Here is a 21,679-nt window from a genome sequence, read left to right as displayed (position 1 = left end):
CAAGCGAAGACGTTCGCTGGACCTAGAGAGCTTCTCAGCGAGGTGCCTCATGGAAGATATCACTGCTCACGCCTCAGACACTTTCGTGATCCCTGACGGGGAGAAATTCGCGTACGGAGGCGAGTCGATACAGATCAAGAAGCACGTTTTCCTCCCCGGGCACGACATACTCCGCGGTGCCATTCTGCAGAATCCGAGCACCGGACAGCGCTTTTTCGTCACCGAGGCTGACTTGGCCCGGTACAAGTCTCCTGATCCGGAACTTGATACGATACTCAAACTCGATGAGTCGTAACCTTTGTAGGGCGGGATGTGGCGTCGCCGTGACTGGCCCGGCACCGCGCAAATGGTGGGGTGAGCCCTTCGTATGGTTGACCCGCCCAGGGGTGCCGGGTGTGGTTCAAAAGGCTCTGCCGCTTGTGGCTCTCATTGATTGGCCGCTCGGCGCCCCACGACGACTCGGCTGCCAATTAGGAATTGCGAATGATCGCTGAGTAGGGAATCGACAGCGAGGTCGTCCGTGGCAGGCAGCAGAACCACACCGCGCGGAGGCACCACATGACAGTGATCTGGGCCGGCATCGATGCAGGCAAAACCCACCACCTCTGCGTCGCAATCGACGAGGACGCCCGCCGACTGCTGTCCCGTCGCGTCGCGAACGAGGAGAGCTGTACGACAACCTCGCGCTGCTCCCGGGTAAGCCGGTCGCGTCGGCTCTTGGTGCTGGAGACCCACACCCCTCAGCCGGACCGGTGTCCTGCCGGGAGCGGGTACTTGGAGGGTTTGCAAAGAGATTGAGATTGCAAGTGGGGGATGACCGACGGATCCGGCGGGACTCTGGTGGACACCGGTCTCCATTCCGCCTGATTTCGGAACCGCGGCTTCGCCGGGTCTATCCGGCGGGTGATGTCTCGTCGATGATTCTCAGGATGGTGGCGTGGTCGCCCGGGACGGTGTGGGCGGTGTTGGTGTTCTGGGTTGTCCACCAGTCGTCGCTGACGGGATGTCCGGCCGTGCCCCACTGGGTGAGGGTGAGTTCCTCGCCCTGGGTGAAGTGTCGCTGGACGGGCGGGGCCGCGGTGACGGCGGTGTAGTCGCGGACGATCCTGACGCGGGCCCGTACGTACCAGTCGCTCCGGGCGACCGCAGGCTCGGCCCTGTTCTGCATATGGATGGTTCCTCCGGTCGGTGCTGGGTGCTCTTCCCCGCACAACGTCCGGAGCGGCCCGTGAAGTGCCTGATTCGAACGCAGGATCCCGGGCGCCGATACCTGGGGTCTCTGGTGCGGTCCGGCCGCAAGTGCGCTGACAGCAGGCGACCCCGGGCGATGATGCCCGGGGTCTCTCAGTGCACTGTGACGTGTCCGGCGGGTTCAACCTCCGGCCGCGGCCGGTGTCACGCCCGCTCCACCCCGAGCAGAGGGTCTCGCGCTGCTCCTGGGCGAGCCGGTCCCGGTCCTGCCGCTGTGTGGTGGTCAGCCACCGCCCCCGCGTCCATGCCGTGGACGGCCGTCCCGGCCGTCACTTTCCCGAGCGTGCTCCTGGTCTTCGCAAGGCATACCAGGGCGGTGTAGTGGCGTTGCCAGTCCACCGGCCGGTCCGTCCCGGTACAGTTGCTCGGCCTCCCTTTCGGGGCCGGGGCCTTCATGCTCCCGGGGCCGTGTTCTACATGTACTTGAGCTGAAGTGTCGCGTGACCGTCGATCGGCAGCTCGTCGAGGAGAGTCAGATCGGTGTTCGGCGCGATCAGGGTGAACGCACGCAGGTTGATCTGGACACTAGGTGTCTTGCCCTGCGCGTTCGCTTCGTCGGTCGCGGCGGCGTCGACGAGTCCGGGGAGTTCGGCGGCGAGGTCCGCGGCCAGGTCATCGGGCGTTTTGCCGAGGGTTTCGGCGGCTTGGGCAAGCTGGTCCCCGCCGACGGCCGCTGCGATCTGATCGGCGGTGACTGGCTCGTTGGGGCCTTCGCTGATCCACGACTGGATCTGCGAATCCAGTCCGGCATCAACCAGGCTCTCGGCCGGGATTGTCAGGGTCGTCGGTTGCCCGCTCGCGCCGACGTCGTTGGTTACAGAGTCGCCCATTCGGGATATCCCTCCCATAAATCCAAATGCAACACGAGAGCCTCGCCCTGTGGGGGCGGGTTCCGTCCGGATGACGGGCGGCAACTGCTGCTGCCGCCACGAGGAATGATTGTCGGTCAGCACAGCTGGATGTCGCAAACTCGGCCCGGCGGGCGCTTCGGTCCACGACCAGGTGCGAGGGTCCGCTGGTGCAGTTCGACGGCGAAGACCACCGCCGACGGCGTGGTGTCACAGGGTTGCGGCTTCCTCGGTCAGGAGTGCCACGTCGGGGTGGGTGCTGTAGGGGCGCAGTACCTGGCGCATGGTGGTGAGGGAGGCGGTGGCGCGGGCTGATCGCAGTCCTGGGTAGTCGATCAGGAAGCGCCTCCAGGTGGTGAGGGATTCTTCGAGGTTTCCCTGGAGGAGTTGCGATTCGGCCAGGAGCGCCGTGGTCAGTGCCCTGGCCCTGCGTGCCTTTGGGGCGCGTGCGCGCAGGGAGGCGTGGAAGGCCCGGTCTGCCTCTTGGTGTTCCCTGAGCGCGGTCAGTGTCCGGGCCCGCTGGAAGTGCACGGCTGCGGTCGGGTAGCTGTCGAAGGGGTCGGACAGATTCTGGTCGGCGTGGCTGTGGAGGACTTCCGCGTTGTGCAGCGCGAGGAAGGCCCGGGGACGGTCGTGGGCGCGTGCGTGGGCCAGGGCGAGTTGGGACTGGGTGAAGGACTGGGCCAGGGGAGAGGAGTGCCGGGCGGCGGTGGCGGCGGCCTGTTCGGTGAGGGTGAGTGAGGGCTGCTGGTGTCCGAGGTCCAGTGCGTGGGAGGCGAGGGCTCGCAGAGCGATGGTGTAGGTGTGGGGGTCTTCGGCTTCTGCGGCGAGGTGGGCGGCTGAGCGGTGGTAGTGCTGGGCCAGGGCGTTGTTGCCGTCGTCGGTGCACATGTTGCCCAGGAGGATGGTGAGCTGCGCCGCGTGCGTGAGGAGTTGTGTATGCACGTGTTCGCTGGCGTGGGTGAGGAGCCAGGGGGTGACGTCGTCGGCGAGGTAGGCGGTGAGTGCGGTGCGGGCGTGTCCGCCGCCGAAGGACCCGGTGGAGGCTGCGAAGAAGACGGTCATGCTCTTCAGTGCCTCGACTTCCGTGTGGCCCACGCGGCGTCCGGCCATGACGCCGGCGCGGCGGGCTGTGGTCCGCGAGAGTAGGTCTTCCCAGTTCGGGACCGTCAGTGCGGCGAGGCTGTAGACCTCCGCTCCGGGGAGCTTTCCGCGGCTGGGGTCGAGTTGGCTGTGGGTGAGCTTGGCCAGATGGTGCACGGGGTCTGCCTCCCAGGACCAGTCCGGTATACGGGCGGGGGCGCGGGTCAGGCCGGCGTCGGCGGCGGCCAGGGGTCTGCCCAGGCGTCGTGAAAGGGCTTCCAGGATGTAGGCGGGCGCGGGCGGACGGGGATGGGTGCCCGCGAGCCAGCGTGTGACTGTCGAGCGGTTCACGGGCATGCCGTGTCCGTGTTCTGACGCGACCGACGAGACGGCGTGGGCAAGCTGGGTCGCGTTCCATTCCGCCTCCTCAAGTAATCGGGCAAGTCCCGCGTTGCGTTGGTGAGAGGACATGGCTTCCCCGTTCTCAGCCGTGACAAAGGGTGATCCGGGTACGGCGCATTTCACAAGGGCGCACAGGTGCAGCACGCGCAGCACATCCGGGCATCAGCACCCCTGCACGTGAAGGGGCTTCGGGGGATGTACTGAATGAGAGGTACCCGCCCGGATCGGTCCCTCAAGCCCGGTGCCCAACCGGGGCGGCCCCTGTTCGCGCGGCGGTCCCCCTCGGCAGCGAGGACGTGCCGGTGCCGATCCCCGTACCGAAAGCGAGGTGAACACGTATGTCGCAGTCATCCGTCTCCTGGTACCCGGCCGCCGCCCCAGCGGAGCTTCCAGCCGGTCATGTGCTGGTGGCTGACGAACTGGTGTGGCCCGACGGGCGCGTCATGGCCTGTCCTGCCGCACCGATGGTCGCGGGGGCACTCGGAGCCGCGGGCCATTCGTCTGTCACGGGTGCGGTTCGTTTGCTGCGGGAGGGGTCGGGCAGTTCGTTCCGGGCGGCTGTCGCCCGCACCGGAGAGAGCGCACACCCGGCCGGGGAAGCCTGCGGTGCGGAGAGCTCCGGCGGTGCGGCCGTGGCGGTGGCTTCGGAGGAGGGCCTGCGGCCGGCGGTGGGGGCGGCAGCGGATTCCTGGGCGCGGGTCATGGAGCCAAGGACGGTACTGCTGGCCTCCCCGCGGTCCTTCTGCGCCGGGGTGGAGCGGGCGATCGAGGTCGTCGAAGCACTCCTTGAGCAGCGGCACGGGCCGGGTGGGCGTGCGGAAGCAGATCGTCCGCAACACCCACGTCATAGCGGGCCTGGTGGAGCGTGGGGCGGTGTTCGTGGAGGTACTGAACGAGGTTCCCGCCGGTTCCCTGGTGGTGTTCTCCGCCCACGGTGTCTCCCCGCAGGTCCGCGCGGAGGCAGAGCGCAGGAATCTGACAGTGGTGGACGCGACGTGTCCGCTGGTGACGAAGGTCCACGCGGAGGCACGCCGTTTCGCCGGCCGGGGCAGCAGCATCGTGCTCATCGGGCACGCCGGTCACGAGGAGGTCGAGGGCACCTATGGCGAGGCCCCCGACGCCACCGTTGTCGTCGGCGGTCCGCAGGACGTCGACGGCCTGGACCTGCCGGACGCGTCGAGGATCACGTACCTGACGCAGACCACGCTCGCCGTGGACGAGACCCGGGCGACGATCGCCGCACTCAAGGAACGCTTCCCCCAGGCCCGCGGTCCGGGCTCGGAGGGCATTTGCTACGCCACCACGAATCGCCAGCATGCCCTGGAAGCCGTCACTGCGGAGTCGGACCTCGTCCTGATCCTGGGATCGGAGAACTCCTCCAACTCGGTCCGGCTCGTGGAACTGGCTCGCAAGGCGGGCACACCGGCCCACCTGATCGAGGACTGCTCCGGTATCCGGCCGGCCTGGCTGCGGGACGTGGCCACGGTCGGGCTCAGCGCTGGTGCGTCCGCTCCGCCCGCCCTGGTCCAGGAGACCCTCACGGCGTTGGCTGGGCTGGGCCCCTCACCGTGCGGGAACGGATCACCACGACCGAGGACACCCACTTCGCACCGCCCGCCGCAGTGAGGAAGAACCGATGAGTACCACCAGCACACTCCTCTCCCGCTTCCCGCTGTTGGTGAAGGCCAGCACCCCGGCGGCCCTGCGGGCCCTGCCCAAGCAGCACTTGGGCGAGCTGGCGGCGGAGGTCAGGGCATTCCTGGTGGAAACGGTCTGCGCGACGGGCGGTCATCTGGGACCGAATCTGGGGGTGGTGGAGCTGACCCTGGCGCTGCACCGGGTGTTCCACTCGCCCAGGGACACGATCGTCTTCGACACCGGGCATCAGGCATACGTACACAAGCTGCTGACCGGCCGTCGCAAGGATTTCGGGTCGCTGCGGCAGGCCGGGGGCCTGTCAGGGTACCCGTCACGGGCCGAGTCGCCGTACGACCTGGTGGAGAACTCCCATGCCTCCACCGCCCTCTCCTACACCGACGGCCTCGCGAAGGCACGGGCCCTCAGCGGAGACAACGACCGTGCCGTGGTCGCCGTCATCGGCGACGGCGCCCTCACCGGCGGAATGGCCTGGGAGGCGCTGAACAACCTCGGAGCCGCCCGGTCCCGTCCGGTGATCGTGGTCCTCAATGACAACGGCCGCTCCTACGCCCCCACCACCGGCGCCCTGGCCGCACATCTGAACACACTGAAGCAGCGGGGAATCAGGACAGCGGACCACCCGGAATCCCCCGAGCACCCAGGGACGCAAGGACAAGGGAATGTCTTCACCGATCTTGGCCTCGGCTACGTCGGACCGGTCGACGGGCACGACACGGCCGCCTTGGAGGAGGCGCTGCGCCGGGCGCGGGCGCTGGCCTGCCCGGTCCTCGTGCATGTGGTGACGGTCAAGGGCCGCGGGTACGCGCCTGCGGAGGCGGACGAGGCGGACTGCCTGCACGCGGTCGGCATTGTCGATCCGTCCACCGGCCGCCCCGTCCCGGCGGAGGGGGGCTCGGGGCGCTCGTGGACGAGTGTGTTCGCGGACGAGCTGGTGTCGGTGGCGGCCGGGCACCCGGAGGTGGTGGCCGTCACCGCGTCGATGCTGCGGCCGACCGGCCTGCACCCCATGCGGGACAAGTTCCCAGGGCGGGTCTTCGATGTCGGGATAGCCGAGCAGCACGCGGTCACGTCGGCGGCCGGGCTGGCGATGTCAGGCTTCCACCCTGTGGTGGCGATCTACGCGACGTTCCTGAACCGGGCGTTCGATCAGGTCCTGATGGATGTGGCCCTGCACTCCCTGCCGGTGACCTTCGTCCTGGACCGGGCCGGTATCACCGGCCCCGACGGTCCCTCGCACCACGGGATGTGGGACCTGCCCCTCCTGGGCACCGTCCCCGGCATGCGGGTGGCCGTTCCGCGCGGCGCCGCCCAGTTACGGGAACTCCTCACCGAGGCCACCACACACAGCGCGGGTCCCACCGCCCTGCGCTTCCCGAAAGGCACCACCGGGGACGACATCAAGGCGCTGGAACGGCACGGCCCCGTCGATGTCCTGTTCCGCTCCGGTGTCCGGGACGTCCTGCTCGTCGCCGCCGGCCCGCTGGCCGGAGCGGCTCTCGAAGCCGCCGCTCATCTCGACCACCGGGGCATCGGATGCACCGTCGCCGACCCCCGCTGGGCCCTGCCCGTCCCCCACCAGCTCACCGAACTCGCCACCCGCCACCGCCTGGTCGTCACCGTCGAGGACGGCATCCGCTCCGGCGGCATGGGAACAGCCATCACCCAGGCAATCACCGACGCCGGGAGCCGTGTCCCCACACACATCCTGGGCCTGCCCCTACGTTTTCTCCCCTACGCGACCCGCAGCGAGCTGCTCAGCGCGGCCGGCCTCGACACCCCGGGCATCGTCCACGCGATACTCCGGGCCCGCGCCGGGCTCCCGCACCACTCCGAGTATCCCGTGGAGACATGATGACCACCGACCTCGGCCTGCCCGCCCTCCCCAGCACTCCGGCACGCCGCCGCACCCGCCAACTCCACGTCGGGAATGTCCCGGTGGGCGGCGGCGCACCGGTATCCGTGCAGACCATGACCACCACTGTTACCGCCGATGTGGACGCCACCCTCCAGCAGATCGCCGAAGTCACCGCAGCGGGATGCGACATCGTCCGCGTCGCCGTCCCCTCCCAGGACGACGCCGACGCCCTCCCCAAGATCGTGGCGAAGTCCCCGCTGCCGGTGATCGCCGACATCCACTTCCAGCCCCGCTACGTCTTCGCCGCCCTCGACGCCGGCTGCGCCGCCGTACGGGTCAACCCCGGCAACATCCGCAGATTCGACGACCGGGTGGGCGAGATCGCGAAGGCCGCCACGGCGGCGGGGGTACCGATCCGGATCGGTGTCAACGCCGGCTCCCTCGACCCCCGCCTCCTCGCCAAGCACGGCCGCGCCACCCCCGAAGCCCTTGTGGAATCCGCCCTGTGGGAATGCTCCCTCTTCGAGGAACACGGCTTCCAGAACCTGAAGATCGCTGTCAAACACCACGACCCCGCCACGATGATCGCCGCCAACCGGCTCCTCGCCGACGCCTGCGACTACCCCCTCCACCTCGGCGTCACCGAAGCCGGACCGGCCCTCCAGGGAGCGATCAAATCGGCCGTGGCCTTCGGGATCCTGCTGGGCGAGGGCATCGGCGACACCATCCGCGTCTCCCTCTCTGCGCCACCCGTCGAACAGGTCAAGGCCGGCTGCCACATCCTCTCCTCCCTCGGCCTGCGCCCCCGCAGACTGGAGATCGTCTCCTGCCCCGGCTGCGGACGCCTCCAGGTCGACATCCACCGCCTCGCCGCCCAGGTCGAGGCCGCCTTCGACGGCTTCCCCCACCCCCTGCGCATCGTCATGGGCTGCGTCGTCAACGGACCCGGCGAAGCCCGCGAAGCCGACCTCGGCGTCTCCTGCGGCAACGGCAACGGCAAAGGCCAGATATTCGCCCGCGGCCAGGTCGTGCGCACCGTCCCTGAGTCCCAGGTCGTCAAAGCCCTCCTCGACGAGGCCCTGCGTCTGACCGCCCAAACTCCCACCCAGCAGACAGGGGGACCCCATGACCGCACCGTCCTTGCACGTCGAGCCCCTCGACCTGGCGGCCCTCCGAAGCCGCGTCGACAGCGTTCTGCACAGTTTCCTCGAAACGAAGACGCGCGGTGCCGCGGACCGGTCCCTGCCCCCGGACGTCCCGGCGACGTTACGGGACTTCCTCGCCGCTGGCGGCAAGCGGCTGCGCCCCCTGTTCTGTGTGCTCGGCTGGCACGCCGCCAGCGGGCACGGCGACGACGCCGCCGTGATCCGCACAGCGGCAGCCCTGGAGATGTTCCACGCCTTCTGCCTCATCCACGACGACATCATGGACAACAGCGCCACCCGCCGCGGCCACCCCACCGTGCACCGCTCCATCGCCCTCCGATGCGGTCATGCCCAACTCGGCACCAGCGCGGCCATCCTGATCGGCGACATGGCTCTCGCCTGGTCGGACGAACTCCTGCACACCGCGAACCACCCACCCCACCGCCTCGCCGACCTGCGCCGGGTCATCGACCTCATGCGCCAAGAAGTCATCTACGGCCAGTACCTCGACCTCATGACACCCCTCGGCCCCCTCAACGACCATCAAGCGGCCCTGAAAGTGATCCAGTTCAAAACCGCGAAGTACACCGTAGAGCGCCCCCTGCACTGCGGGGCGACCCTGGCCGACGCCGACCCGCGGCTGCACACCGCGCTGTCCATGTACGCCCTTCCCCTCGGCGAAGCCTTCCAACTGCGCGACGACATCCTCGGCGTGTACGGCCGGCCCGACACCACCGGCAAGCCCGTCCTGGACGACCTGCGCGAAGGCAAGCACACCGTCCTGATCGCCCTCGCCGCCCAGCGCGCCGACGCCGCCCAGCGCGCGCTCCTCGACTCCCTGGTCGGCAACCCGGACCTGGACCCAGACGGCGCCGCCCGCATCCGCACCATCCTGGACGCCACCGGCGCCCGCGCCACAGTCGAAGACGTCATCGCCACCCGGTACGCCTGCGCCCTCACTGCCCTGGACGCCACCCCCTATCCGCCAGCGGCCGCCGCCGCTCTGCGGCACATCGCCGCCCAAGCGGTGGAGCGCACCTCATGAAGCGCCGCCGTGTCCTGCTCACCTACCCCCGCGCCTGCCGGGCCGGGGTTGACCGCGCCATCGCCACCGTCGAGAAGGCCCTGGAACGGTACGGGCCCCCGATCTACGTCCGCCACGAGATCGTCCACAACGCCCACGTCATCAATGCGCTCAAGGACAAGGGCGCCGTGTTCGTCGAGGGGACCGACGATGTACCCGGGGGCAGCATCGTCATCTTCTCCGCCCACGGCGTCGCCCCCACCGTCCGCGAACAGACGGCCGCACGGCGCCTCAGGATGATTGATGCCACCTGCCCGCCGGTCACCAAGGTCCACAAGAAGGCCGCCCGTTTCACCGGGCAGGATTACGACATCCTCCTCATCGGCCACGAAGGACACGAGGAGGTCATCGGCACCAGCGGCGAGGCTCCCGACCATATCCAGGTCGTCGACGGCCCCCATGACATGGCCCGCGTCCACGTCCGGGACCCGGACAAAGAGGTCTGGCTGTCCCAGACGGCCCTCTCCATCGACGAGACCACACAAACGGTCACCGCCCTCAAGAATCGCTTCCCCACACTGCGGTTCCCACCCGGCGACGACATCTGCTACGCCTCGCAGAACTGCCAGACCGCGGTGAAGAAGCTCGCCAAGGACGCCCAGCTGGTCATCATCGCCGACTCCCACAACTCCTCGAACTCCAAGCGGATGGCCGAGGTCGCCCCCCGACGTCGGCGCGGATGCCGCCTACCTGGTGGACTTCGCCGACGAGATCGACGCGGCCTGGCTGCGAGGCGTCACCACGGTCGGTGTCACCTCCGGCGCCTCGGTCCCCGACGTGGCGGTCGACGGCGTACTGGAATGGCTGGCCGAGCGCGGCTACGCGGACGTGGAGACGGTCAAGACCGACGACGAGTCCAGCACCTTCTCGCTGCCCAGGGAGCTCCGCCGCGACCTGCGCGCGGAGGCAGCGGATCTGGGTGCCACGGCAGCACACACCCACTTGACGAACACACCGCACAGCTCAGCTGAAGGGACAAATCCATGACCACCGCATCGCGCCACCCCGTCACAACGCTGCCCAGCACCGTGACCGTCATCGAAGGCGATGCACCCGACCCGTACCGCGACAAGGTCGTCAACACCTACGCCGACGACCCCGACACATGGCGCAAAGCCCTCGGCGACACCTGCCTGTTCGAATGGGGCATCTACGAAGGCGCCAAGCGCCACCTCAACCTCGGTGAGGCCGGCATCCGCTTCTTCGACCGTCAGTTGCACCACGCCGACCTGCTCGACGGCCCCCGTACGCAGATCCGCCGCATCCTCGACCTCGGCTGCGGCTGGGGCTTCATCACCTACCTGCTCGCCCGCCGCTTCCACGAAGCCGAGCGCATCGACGCCGTCAACATCAGCCCACAGCAACTCAGCTACTGCGCCGACTACTTAGCCGACCATGACCTGAGCGACCGCATCAAGCTCTACCTGTGCAACGGGCAGGACATCGACCGCCTCCCCAACCCCGAGAGTCCCTACGACCTGGTCGTCATCCGAGGCGTCTACACCCACTTCCGCAACGACGTCTTCGAACGGTCCGTCAAAGCACTCGCCAGTCGCGTACGCCCCGGAGGCACGGTCATCATCTCCGACACACTCTTCAAAGGAGATTTGGACGGCTACACGTCCAAGATCCCCGACGAAGTCGACCGCCTGGCCTGCGGAAACCGCAAAACCCCCGAATACTTCGCCGACACCATTCGTGCCAGCGGCTTCACCATCACAGACATGCGCATCCTGCCCTCCAACGCCGATGTCGCCCACTGGTTCAGCCAAGTGAAGACCAACATCCAACACCACTTCCCCGCAGGCGTCACCGGCCCCCTCGAAGAACTCCGGGTCATGGCCGACAACATGTCCGCCGGTCTGTTGCACGACAAGGTCTCCGCCTACAGCATCATCGCCCGCCGCTCCGCCTGAGCTGAGCAGGCCCCCATCGCGGCCCCTTGTCACTCGGCATCTCCGCGGCCGCCAGCGACAAAGGAACTCCACATGCACCCACCCCAGCTGGGCGAGATCAACCCGGCAATTGAAATGTCCCTCACCGCTATCACGGGCGCCTGGCTGTTGGGATTCATCATCTGGGTCGCCCTCCAGCCGCGAAAGAACCGCCCCCTCTACGCTCTGCTTGTTGGCGCGAACTTCATCGCCACGTTCCAAGAGCCAATCGTCGAGGTTCTGAACAAGGTCCAGTTCCATCCCATCGAACTGACCGTCTACGACGTGGCTGAATTCGGACGAGGCGAACCTCTGTGGGTGTTCCTCTATCTCTGCGCCGTACCCAGCACTCTGGGCGCGATGGCGATCAAGTTGATGCACCGGCCCAGGGCGGTGCGGAAGCTCTGGGTAGCTCTCGCCGCCATCGTGCTGATCGAGTTCGTCAGTGAAATCGTCATGGCGCACTTCGGCGCGTTCAAGTACTACGGAAGCCAGCCCCTTGAGGTACTGGGAGCCCCCATCCCCTGGGCCTTCATCTACGTCACCACCTACCTGGGGACTGGCCTGATCCTGTATCACTTCGATCGAAATGTCTCAGGAATCCGCAGGCTCGCGTTCCTCATCATGGGCGCCAGCTTGATGCTCGGCGCCGAGGGATTCATGGGGTGGCCGGTGTTCTGGGGGATGGTCATGGAGCTCCCCCTCCTACCCATGGCGCTGCTCGGCCTCCTCACGGTGGCCATCTCGCTCGGGACCTTCGCCACCCTGATCAAGTACACCGTCCCGGCGGAGCGGCCCCGAACAGGGACTGCGACGCACCAGTCCACAAGCCCAGGAAAGGCAGACCTCGATGTCGGTCATCAAGTTCCCTCCCCTCCCCCTCCCCTTCCCTGACGTGGCACACCCCCACTTCAACCTGAAGGACCCGGCGTCCGATCCCATTCAGCTGGCATCCAACGACTTCCTGGACCGGTTCCAACTCGGTGAGAGCAACGAACAGCGCGACCGTCTGGCCCGGGGCGGCTCGGCTACCCTCGCGGCACGGACCTACCCCTTCGGCCCGGACGAACTGCTGCAGATCGGTTCCGACCTGCTGATGTGGGCGTTCGCCTTCGACGACGAGTACTGCGACGAAGGTCCGCTCAGCCGCAACCACGCTCGGTTCATCGAGGCATGTCACCGAATCCAGCGGGCAGCGGAATCACCGGAACATGCGGTGGGCGAAGACCGGTACGTCCTGGGGATGCAAGACCTGCGCAGGCGCATGGACCGGTACGCCTCACCCGCCCACGTAGGACGCTTCGTTGAATATGTACGCACCTACATGTTCGTCGAGTCGTGGAAGGCGGTGAGCCCCGAGCCGGACCTGAACGACTGCCTGGTCATGAGGCAGTACGGCGGCGGCGGATGGATGTTCCTGAACTTCGCTCACATCATCGCCCAGGTGGACATCCAGCCGGAGGAGTACGAAGACCGGCGCGTCCGCGCCATGGCAGAGATCATCACCGCCCTGTACCTGTGGGACGCCGAACGGTACGCGTTCACCAAAGAGTCCGCGCGCGACACTCGTCAGCACAATCTGCACGCCGTCCTGCAGAGCAGACACGGCATGTCCTTCGAGGAGAGCCTCGACTACCACCTGACCATGCGAAACCGTGCGATCAGCCTCTTCCGCCGCCTGCACGCGGACTTCCTCCCCGGCGCATCCGCCGCCCAGCGGGCCTACCTGGACAGCTGCATCAACTACTACTACGGGGCTGTGGAATGGACGCGAACGTCCAGCCGGTACGCGTCCAACAGCGGCCTGGAAGAAGAAGGCAACTACGAGGGTGGTGAGCTGGTAGACCTCGTCCCCGCGGAGACCACGGAACCGCTCGGCATTCCCGCCTTCGACTGGTGGTGGCACTACGACCCCGCTCGGCGGTCCGCAGACGACTGAACTGCAGCCCCCCGTTGCCCTCCTCGGCCGTTCTTGAGATGTGCGGGAGCGACCCTCGCGCGTATGCCGGGCTATCCGCCGAGCCAGGTCAGTACATCGAGAGCGGCCTCGATGAGGCTGACGTAGAGGGCCAAGGCGGCGTAGTCCGGCGTATTGCTGCCGTGCATCGTTCCTCCCTTACAGCCGGAGGAGGATCTCCCCTCCGGCCAGCTGGACCGGAGGAGCCACGGGCGATCGCGTTGGTCTGACTGTAACCACGGACTTCGACCCGCCATCGCCCATGATCAGGAATGCCGGGTTACGCCTTTTCCCAACCGCTTATGACCATGCGTCATGCCGTCCGCCGGACACGGTGCCGACAGCACGAGACCCCGGGCGACGATGCCCGAGGTCTCTCTGTGCAGTGCCGTTCCACCAGATCAACGACTGGCCGCGGCCGGTGTCACGCCCATTCCACCCCGAGCTCCGCGAGGACCTGACGCTGCTCGGGGGTGAGCCGGTCACGTCGGCTCTTGGTGTTGCTGACAAATACACCGAGTTTCACGACGTGTTCCCGGCCGTCGATGTCGACGGGTTCTTCGTGTTTCCTCGGGACCGGCCGTTCGCGCCCTTCGCGCTGGAGGTACTGCGCGAGCGCCGCAACCCCACGCCGGAACGGCGCCGACAGCCCACCTGCCCCCTTCGCCGTGCGTGCTGTCACCGGGGCGGGGGCAGGTTCGTCGAGTGTCACGCCGAGCCTGTCGAGGCGTTCCTGCTGCTCACCGCTCAGTTGTGCCCAGGTGTGTGCCCGGCGTTGCTGTGCCAGCCACTTCCCCAGATCGTCGCCCTCGAAGAGGACACCGGCCTGGATGTCGGGGAGGGGTCCGCCGGCCTCGGTATCGGCAAGGTCGGCCAGGATCCGGTAGTGGCGCTGCCAGTCCAGTGGCCATGGGCAGTTCCAGTCCTGATCGATGGCGGCCAGCTGCTCGCCGCGTGCCGTGGCCCGTTCTGGGTCTTTGCCCAGGCCGTCCGTGCGGCGCAGGTTGGCCATGAGCTGCCCGATCGCCACCAGGTCGTCTTCCGCCTCACCCCACACGGCGTCCTGCCGAGGCGCCAGATGCCCATGAGCCCGGCGGAAGGACCGCAGCGCGGCGAGCTTCGCCTCCCACGCCATCCCCTCCTGGTCGAGGAGTTCCTTACGGTGGGCGTCGAGTTCACCGACCCGCTGCGCCCGCCGCTGCTGGTGCACTCACCGCCCCAGGGGAAACCGGGTGACCCCGACCTCGGTCTCGACGTCGTACGGCACCGCATACACCCCGGTGATCTCGTGTTCCTCGCGCCACCGTCGCAGGGCCTGATACCCGTCCAGCCACACCAGCGATTCGGGCCGGAAGACCCGGGCCCGTAGGAAAGCGGCGATGGTCGCCGGGTCACGCGGTGTCGAGAAGTGGAGCAGCGCCGACTCGACCACGGCCTCCGTGCCGTCCTCCTGCTCGACGACCTCACCCTCACCCTCACCCTCGGCGTGGATGATCCGCCCGTCCGCGTCCCGCTTCACATGTACGGGCCGTTCCCGGCTGCTCCGTGTCAGGGCGCGGGAGGCGAGCTGCTCGACCAGACGTTCATCATGAGAGCGGAGCCCCTTTATCTAGGGGTGGTTGGAGTGCGAGGGATGTTTGTTTGGGTTGTCGATGACAGCAGTGGCGGAGTTCATCCGGTTCGGACACGCACACGGCAGGGTGCCGGCCTCCACGACCGCCCTGCTGTCGGAGCCGAAGCTGCAGCGTTTCACTCCACCCGGCTACGACACAGGCGAGTTCGGCCAGCGGCGCGAGGTACAGGCGGCCTCGTTCCGCTTCAGGATCGCTGAGCCGGGCTACGAGGACCTCAGCGACGAGCAGATCCGCCACATGATCGCCATCGCCTCGAGAGCGCGGGACCGCTTCTTGATCGCGCTGCTGGCCCGTACTGGTCAGCGGATCGGCGAGGCGCTTGGTCTGCACCGAGGCGATGTGCACCTGCTGGCCTCCTCGCGCGCGGTGGGCTGTGGGGTCGAGGGCCCTCACATGCATGTCCGCCGTCGCACCGACAACCCCAAGTCAGCCAGCGCGGCGAGCTTGTCGGCGGTCAGCTTGGCCCGGCGGCTCTTGCTGTTCGACAGGAATACCCCGAGCTTCACCTCGCTGCCGTCCGGCAACGCCTCCACGTGAGCCCTGGGAACGGTTCAGTGGACATCGCCGGTGTGGACGTTGGTGCTGAGGTGCCCGGACGTTTTTGTGCGACTGGAGATGGTTCAGCTTGGACATGGGGTGCGGGGCGGCTGGTCGGGTAGATATATGGAGCGTTCCTGTGCGGTGAGATCGCGGCCCACTGCGCGGCATATTTTGTTGACTGCTGTGGTGGGGGTGGGCAGGTTTACGGCCCACATGCGTACGGTCTTGTCCGCGCTGGCGGTGGCCAGGGTGCGCCCATCGGGACTGAACGCCACCGACGTCAGAGCCCCGGGGTGTCCGGTGAGCCTGTGACGCAGAGGCACGCCGACGGCACTGTGAAGGCTTTCTAGGGCCTGGGACGTCGGGCTGGTGCGGTAGGCGTGAATAGCCAGCAGCGAGGCGAGATCGGAGTTTGTCCCTATGAGCGAAGCGGATTGAGCGGCGAGCTGCCGGGACAGGGCCACCTGTCGCGCGGCATTGGCAGCCTGCCGCTGCCGGTCACTGACCCGGCTCTGATTCCACGCGATCAGGCCCGCGATCACGGCGAGGACCAGGAAGACGGACAGGGTGGCACTGAGCGTGCGCAGTCGCCGGGTGGTACGCGCTGCGGCGTGCTCTTCCTGATCACGTGCAGTTGTGCTGGTGGTGAGGAACTGGTGCTCCAGGGCGGTCAGATCTTCAGCAGGCCCGCTGCTGAAGCATTCCTCAGCAGTGACGAGACGGCTCCCTCGGTACAGGGCGCCTGGGTCACGGCCCAGGTCTTCCCAGGTTCGTGCTGCTTCGGTGAGGCGGCGGTGTACGCGCAGGCGTTCGCGGTCCGTCTCGATCCACCCGCGCAGCCGCGGCCAGGCGGTCAGCAGCGCTTCGTGGACGAGTTCGACGCTGGTGTTATCGAGAGTGAGCAGACGCGCGCGGGCCAGAGCTTCCAAGACCGGGGTGTCTTCCTGCCCGCTGGAGGCCTGCAGCTCTCCGCGCTCGGCAGGCCGACGGGTATCGGGCGTGCCGTCGCCCGGGGCGACCAGGCGCAGCAGCATCCGGCGGGCCGCAGCTGCCTGGAGTTCGGTGAACCGGCCGTAGACGGCCTCGGCAGTCTTGGCGATCGCGCCCTCCAGCCCGCCGGCTGCCTCATAGCCCGCCATGGTCAACGCTTTGCCCCGGCGCCTGCGCCAGGTCTCCAGCAGCACATGCGACAGCAGCGGCAGCCCGCCCGGCGCGTCGGAGACTTCCTCAACGAGCCGGGAGGTCAAGGCCCGCTCCACGGTCAAGCCGCTGGCCGAGGCCGGCTTGACGATCACGTCGCGCAGTTCCGCGGCGCTCATCGGGCTGGCCAGCAGGTTGGCGTCACGCAACGCCTCAGCCAGTTCCCGGTGCCCGGCACAGTGACCGTAGAAATCGGCGCGTACCGCGATGAGCACCCGTAATCGGCTCTCAGGCGCACGGACGCTCAGGAGCAGCTCGATGAACCGGGCGCGCTCGGCCGACTCCTGGCAGAGCGTGAAGACCTCTTCGAACTGGTCAACGATCACGAGTGTGTCCTGGCCGCCGCTCCCAGCCCCGGTGCTGCTGGGGGTGAGGAGAGAGGCGTGGGTACGCGCGGGATGCGGGCCCGGGGTAAGGATCCGGATCGCCGCCGGCCGCAGCCCCGTCTCCCGGGCGTGCTGAAGGGCGGGGACAAGGCCGGCGCGTAGCAGAGAGGACTTGCCGCTGCCGGACGGCCCGAACACCGCCGCGAACCGCCGACGGCGCAGAAGCTGCAGCAGATCATCGGTGAGCTTGTCCCGGCCGAAGAACCGGTCACTGTCACCGGCCTCGAACCGCACCAGACCCCGGTACGGCGGATTCACCTCCTCGCCGTCATGCCCCGGCACCGAAACAGCGGCAGCCGCTTCCACCGCCTGCCTCCACCGCGCCTCCACACCGCACCATCACCACCGCAAGCCGCCGCATAAGCCAAAACCACCGGCAACGTCGGCAACTGCTCACCCCCAGCCGCCTGCGACAACGTTGTGATCGAATAACCCGCCCGGTCCGCCAGCACCCGGTAGGTAATCCCACCTGCCTCCGTGCGCAGCTTGCGCAACTCGAACGCGAACCGCTGAACCGGACCCGCCCCCGGATCCACCGGCACCTCACGACGACCCGCCACGACCCCACCCCTCCGGCCGCCTCAGCAGCAGGCCAGCGGCCAACCTACGCACCCCCCACCACCCCCGAAAGGTCGCGCCCGGCCATTGTTTAGCCGCCGGAACACCACTGCCAAACAAATCACCAGCCGGTGGAATGAACAGCGTTCGGTGCTGCCAGATCAGCAACAACGGCACCGAGCCATTCCCCTCCACGAAGCGAGAAGGAGATACACATGCGCACACGTCTGCTGCTCACCGCCATAGCGCTGGGAGCCACCACGCTGCTAGGGGGCGCCGCTGCCGCACAGGCAGTCCCCGCAGCGCCGTCCCAGACCCACACGGCACCGACCGCAGCCGCGACCTGGCAGTGGACAGGCGAGTACTACTCCGCAAAGCCCAGCTGCGATGCTCGGAGGGCGTACTTCATGGCTGCCTCGAACGTCTACAACTACAGGTGTGTCCCAAGCGACGGGCGCTGGGGTGGGCAGGTCTACGCTGACTGACAGACCCGGCTCCCTCGCCCGCAAATCCATCGCGACGGTCTTCAAGAAACTCACGGCCTGAACCTGCAGACAGCACGAGACCCCGGGCGATGGTGCTTGGGTTCTAGTGGTCGTCGCAACATCCCAGTTCAAGGGGTGCGATGGACTTCGAGATCCGTAAGGTCAGGACGGCGCAGGGCCCAGGAAGTACCGGTGCTGAGCGGGCGGAATGCTTCCGGCTCGTGCAACAGCCTTACTCGTCGGTGTGCATGAGCGGACCGGTCGCGAGTGGCGCAATGGCCGGACGGATCCGCTGAGGTATCGAGCGCCCGCTCACATCGAGCGGGCGCCCGTTGCCGCACCGTCGCGGTACTTGAGCGAGACCGAGCGCATCCACATCGCCGACCGGGTACGGGAGAAGGCCACCGTCCGGGCGATCGCAGCCGAGCTGGGCCGCAGTCCCTCGACGGTCAGCCGGGAGATCGGCCGCAACCGAACCGTGGATCCCCATGGCCGATGGCACTACCGTCCGCACGCCGCCAGGCCCGCGCCGATGCCCGCCGGCCCCGCCCCAAGTCCGGCAAGATCGGCCGGAACACCGCGCTGCGGGACTTCATCCAGGACGGCCTGGACCGGAAGTGGAGCCCGGAACAGATCTGCGAGAGTCTGCGCCGGACCTTCCCCGACCAGCCGCAGATGCACGTGGTGCACGAGACGATCTACCAGGCCCTGTACGTCCAGGGCCGCGGCGAACTGCGCCGCGAGCTGGCCCCGGCCCTTTGCTCGGGACGCGCCCGCCGCCGCACCCCACCGCCAGGAGGCCTGCCGTCAGCCGCGCTTCACGCACCCGATGGTCATGATCAGTGAGCGTCCCGCCGAGGCGGGGGACTGTAAAATGTCCCTTGGCCCGAAAGTCGGGCCCAACGAGCGATGCCCCGCCCCGCCCGCGTGGAGTGCGGGGGAGCAGGGCATCGGGGGAGACGCGGCCTGGGGATCAGTCCAGATCGTCCGCGAACGTGCCCGCGCGCCGGGCGACTTCCGGTTTCCGTGCGCGGAGTACCGCGAAGCCGATGACGCCGACGACCAGGGCGCCTACGAACACGTACGGCAGCACGTTCAGCGGCCAGGCCGGGGCCGGCCACAGGTTGCGGTAGAAGACATAGACCATCGCCGCGGCGCCGGTCAGACCCAGGGCCCAGGTGATGAGCAGACCGCGGGCGCCGATGCGACGTACGAAGAGCGGCGCGGCCAGACACACCAGGGTGTAGCTGAGCATGTAGCCGAAGACTCCGACGGTGTCGATGTACGTCGTGGCCTCCAGCGGCGCGGTTCCGGCGGCGACCACTGCAACGGCGGGAAGGACGACGAACGGAGCGACGGCCCAGATGGCCGCGGACGGGGTCCGGTGGCGCGGGTGGGCGACACCGAGCCGGGCCGGCATCACACCCTCCTTGGCCATTCCGAACAGCAGCCGGGCGGCGACGGTGATGCAGGCCATCACCACGGCCACGAACGACGCCGCGAAGCCCGCGTGCAGGAAGAACTTCAGGAAGCCGAGGCCCGACAGCTCCGCCAGTTCGTCCATCGGGTCGGAGCTCTTCGCCAGCGCGTCCGCCCCGCCGAACCCGGCGACCTGTGCGTACGTCGCGAACATGTAGAGCACACCGGCCAGGACCGCACTGCCCATCACCGAGCGGGGAATCGCCTTGTACGGGTCGGTGGCCTCGGCCCCGAGCGACGCGGCGCCCTCGAAACCGACGAAGCCGAGCACGCCCAGCACCACGGCGAAGACGATGCCGTCGAGGGTGGAGCCGCTGAGGCTCAGCTGGTCGGTGTCGATGATGTTCCCGCTCTTGAAGAACGCGGGTACCAGCACGACCACGATGAGGACGATAGACACGACCTCCAGTACGGAGGCGACCCGGGCCGCCGTCCGCACACTGGCGATCGTCAGCCGGATCGCGACGGCGGCCAGCAGCACATCGAGCAGGATCTGGCCCGGAATGCCGGTGAAGACCCCGATGCCGATCTGGTCCAGGGCACGTGCCGTGTAGTACCCGGCGCCCGCGAGTGAACCGGAGCCGATGCACACCGCCCCGATGAGCAGGGCCCAGCCGGTCACGAACGAGCCGGGGGCGCCCAGCGAGAGCCGGGAGAAGGCGTACAGCGAACCGACGCCCGCGCGCCTGCGGGCGAAGACGCAGATGCAGTAAGCGATGGCGAGGACGGCGGCCATGGCCAGGAAGAACGAGAACCAGGCACCGTTGCCCGCGGACGCCGCCATGCTGGCGGGGGCGAAGGCGATGACGGCGCTGGGCGCGACGTTCGCGACGCTCTGCGCGCCGACCTCGAAGGTGGAGACGGACCGGTGGGCCAGACCGTCGGCCGGCTTTTCGGGGACGGCCTGCTTTCCTGCGGTGCTCATGTCCGGTCCTCCATCATCAGCAGCTGACGCAGGGCGTGGCCGGAGGCGAGGTCGGCCAGGGCATCGCCCGCCTCGTTCAGCGGGCGCCGTGCCGAGATCATCGATTCCACGTCGAGCTCACCCGACACCACCAGGTCCACCAGATCCGGGATGTCGAGGGCGGCGTCCACGGAGCCGTAATTGGAACCGAGAATGCGCTGATCGGCCTCGGCGAGCGCGAGCGGGTCGAAGCGGGCGGTGCGGCCGGTGGGCGGCAGGCCGACGATGACGGCTGCGCCGCCCTGGCCGAGTGCGGCGATGGACTGCTCGGTGGTCTCGATCTTTCCGATGGCGTCGAACACGTAGTCCAGGCCCTCCGGGACCAGGGCCCGCAGCGCCTCGACGACATCGCCGTCACACGCGTCGATCGCGTCCGTCGCGCCGAGCCGGCGGGCCAGCTCCAGCTTCTCGGGGACGACGTCGACGGCGACGATACGGCCGGCCTTCGCCAGCCGGGCACCCTGCACACAGGACAGGCCCACACCACCGCAGCCGATGACGGCGACGGTCGCCCCGGCCTCGACCCCCGCGGTGTTGCGGACCGCGCCGACACCGGTGGCGATGGCGCAGCCGACCAGGGCGATCACATCGAGGGGCGCGTCCTTGCGTACCTTGATCGCGCCGGAGGCGGGCACCACGACGCGCTCGGCGAACGAGGAGACGCCCAGGTAATGGTGGGCCGGCTCGCCGTCGACGGAGAGCCGGCTGGTGCCGTCGTACAGCACCCCGCCGGGTGCCACGACCTCGGCGACCAGGCTGCACGCGGCCGGGCGCCCGGAGACACAGAATCGGCAGGTGCCGCAGGACGGGACCCAGGACAGCACGACATGGTCGCCGAGTTCGAGCCCGGTGACTCCCTCACCGAGCGCGGTGACCACACCGGAACCCTCGTGGCCCATCACGACGGGGGTGGGGTGGTCCCACTCGCCCCGGATGAGATGCAGGTCGGAGTGGCAGACACCGGCCGCCGCGACGGCGACCTCGACCTCGCCGGGGGCCGGCGGGGCCAGGGTGACGTCGGCGACCGTCACGTCCTGCTCCGGGGAGCGGAAGACGACGCCGCGCACGGTGCGTGCGGTGCTCTCTTGGGAAGACGGGGAGCTCATCGGCTTACTCCTCGGGTGGTGCGGGACGGGCAGGGGGTGGGTGGCACGGCGTCCCACAGGGACGTCTTGTTTAGTGCCATTAAACTTTCGTCAGAGTTTTACAGCACTA

Annotated in this window: 15 protein-coding genes and 4 pseudogenes; 11 read left to right on the top strand and 8 right to left on the bottom strand. The window is 68.2% G+C overall.

Annotated elements, in window-relative coordinates; all coding sequences use genetic code 11:
• Positions 1-49 precede the first annotated feature (49 nt).
• Entirely contained in the window at positions 50-295 is a 246-nt protein-coding gene (locus A6A29_RS25100) for a hypothetical protein (RefSeq protein WP_073723066.1), read from the top strand.
• 597 nt (positions 296-892) lie between these two features.
• On the opposite strand, the gene A6A29_RS25090 is transcribed toward A6A29_RS25100, so the two are convergent.
• The 3 genes from A6A29_RS25090 to A6A29_RS25080 all read right to left on the bottom strand — a co-directional run bounded on the left by A6A29_RS25090 (position 893) and on the right by A6A29_RS25080 (position 3,533).
• Entirely contained in the window at positions 893-1,168 is a 276-nt protein-coding gene (locus A6A29_RS25090; protein WP_073723031.1) for a hypothetical protein, read from the bottom strand.
• A gap of 496 nt (positions 1,169-1,664) precedes the next feature.
• Positions 1,665-2,081, bottom strand: coding sequence for a YidB family protein (locus A6A29_RS25085; RefSeq protein WP_073723062.1), 417 nt, complete (start codon positions 2,079-2,081; stop codon positions 1,665-1,667).
• A 228-nt stretch (positions 2,082-2,309) separates the two neighbouring features.
• Positions 2,310-3,533 carry a hypothetical protein gene (locus A6A29_RS25080; RefSeq protein ID WP_143197075.1) on the bottom strand — a complete coding sequence of 408 codons (1,224 nt, stop codon included), beginning with the start codon at positions 3,531-3,533 and terminating at the stop codon, positions 2,310-2,312.
• A gap of 837 nt (positions 3,534-4,370) precedes the next feature.
• Here A6A29_RS25080 and ispH point away from each other — a divergent pair.
• The 8 genes and pseudogenes from ispH (at position 4,371) to A6A29_RS25040 (ending at position 13,200) form a co-directional block, all read left to right on the top strand.
• Complete coding sequence (gene ispH, locus A6A29_RS46950; RefSeq protein WP_241838646.1) at positions 4,371-5,210, top strand: 4-hydroxy-3-methylbut-2-enyl diphosphate reductase; 840 nt, start codon at positions 4,371-4,373, stop codon at positions 5,208-5,210.
• Positions 5,211-5,220: 10 nt separating this feature from the next.
• On the top strand, positions 5,221-7,095 hold the full coding sequence (locus A6A29_RS25070; protein WP_073723058.1) for a 1-deoxy-D-xylulose-5-phosphate synthase: 1,875 nt from the start codon (positions 5,221-5,223) through the stop codon (positions 7,093-7,095).
• Positions 7,092-8,195, top strand: a pseudogene (gene ispG / locus A6A29_RS25065) (flavodoxin-dependent (E)-4-hydroxy-3-methylbut-2-enyl-diphosphate synthase); the annotation flags it as partial. The gene A6A29_RS25070 and the pseudogene ispG, both read left to right, overlap by 4 nt.
• A gap of 28 nt (positions 8,196-8,223) precedes the next feature.
• The gene (locus tag A6A29_RS25060; RefSeq protein ID WP_073723056.1) at positions 8,224-9,288 is read left to right on the top strand and encodes a polyprenyl synthetase family protein; all 1,065 of its coding nucleotides are present in this window, start codon (positions 8,224-8,226) and stop codon (positions 9,286-9,288) included.
• Positions 9,289-9,347: 59 nt separating this feature from the next.
• Positions 9,348-10,314: pseudogene (locus A6A29_RS25055) on the top strand (4-hydroxy-3-methylbut-2-enyl diphosphate reductase).
• Positions 10,311-11,243, top strand: coding sequence for an SAM-dependent methyltransferase (locus A6A29_RS25050; RefSeq protein WP_073723054.1), 933 nt, complete (start codon positions 10,311-10,313; stop codon positions 11,241-11,243). The pseudogene A6A29_RS25055 and the gene A6A29_RS25050 overlap by 4 nt, the downstream one beginning before the upstream one ends.
• A gap of 72 nt (positions 11,244-11,315) precedes the next feature.
• On the top strand, positions 11,316-12,155 hold the full coding sequence (locus A6A29_RS25045) for a hypothetical protein (RefSeq protein WP_073723052.1): 840 nt from the start codon (positions 11,316-11,318) through the stop codon (positions 12,153-12,155).
• A gap of 1 nt (position 12,156) precedes the next feature.
• Entirely contained in the window at positions 12,157-13,200 is a 1,044-nt protein-coding gene (locus tag A6A29_RS25040) for a terpene synthase family protein (protein ID WP_143197074.1), read from the top strand.
• A 442-nt stretch (positions 13,201-13,642) separates the two neighbouring features.
• On the opposite strand, the pseudogene A6A29_RS25035 reads toward A6A29_RS25040, so the two are convergent.
• Positions 13,643-14,827: pseudogene (locus tag A6A29_RS25035) on the bottom strand (helicase associated domain-containing protein); the annotation flags it as partial.
• 52 nt (positions 14,828-14,879) lie between these two features.
• On the opposite strand from A6A29_RS25035, the gene A6A29_RS45920 reads away from it, so the two are divergent.
• Positions 14,880-15,389, top strand: a complete 510-nt coding sequence (locus A6A29_RS45920) for a tyrosine-type recombinase/integrase (protein ID WP_198953214.1) — start codon at positions 14,880-14,882, stop codon at positions 15,387-15,389.
• 83 nt (positions 15,390-15,472) lie between these two features.
• Here the strand turns inward: A6A29_RS45920 and A6A29_RS25015 are convergent, their stop codons facing one another.
• Together A6A29_RS25015 and A6A29_RS48210 are read right to left on the bottom strand one after the other, a co-directional pair.
• A complete protein-coding gene (locus A6A29_RS25015) occupies positions 15,473-17,284 on the bottom strand; it encodes an nSTAND1 domain-containing NTPase (RefSeq protein ID WP_443333363.1) in 1,812 nt (603 codons plus the stop codon).
• Positions 17,233-17,430 (bottom strand): hypothetical protein, encoded by a 198-nt coding sequence (locus A6A29_RS48210; RefSeq protein WP_443333364.1) that lies wholly within the window; start codon positions 17,428-17,430, stop codon positions 17,233-17,235. Before A6A29_RS48210 ends, A6A29_RS25015 begins: the two co-directional genes overlap by 52 nt.
• A 731-nt stretch (positions 17,431-18,161) precedes the next feature.
• Between A6A29_RS48210 and A6A29_RS43385 the strand changes: the two are divergent.
• Positions 18,162-18,889, top strand: a pseudogene (locus A6A29_RS43385) (transposase); the annotation flags it as partial.
• 105 nt (positions 18,890-18,994) lie between these two features.
• On the opposite strand, the gene A6A29_RS24990 reads toward A6A29_RS43385, so the two are convergent.
• Together A6A29_RS24990 and A6A29_RS24985 are read right to left on the bottom strand one after the other, a co-directional pair.
• Entirely contained in the window at positions 18,995-20,425 is a 1,431-nt protein-coding gene (locus A6A29_RS24990) for an APC family permease (protein ID WP_073723039.1), read from the bottom strand.
• Positions 20,422-21,570: a Zn-dependent alcohol dehydrogenase gene (locus A6A29_RS24985; protein WP_107468321.1), complete on the bottom strand. Its 1,149-nt coding sequence runs from the start codon at positions 21,568-21,570 to the stop codon at positions 20,422-20,424. Before A6A29_RS24985 ends, A6A29_RS24990 begins: the two co-directional genes overlap by 4 nt.
• Between the last annotated feature and the right edge of the window lie 109 nt (positions 21,571-21,679).

It is taken from the genome of Streptomyces sp. TSRI0281 (genome assembly GCF_001905125.1).
Taxonomy (GTDB): Bacteria; Actinomycetota; Actinomycetes; order Streptomycetales; family Streptomycetaceae; genus Streptomyces.
This window is presented reverse-complemented; position numbering and strand designations above follow the sequence as displayed.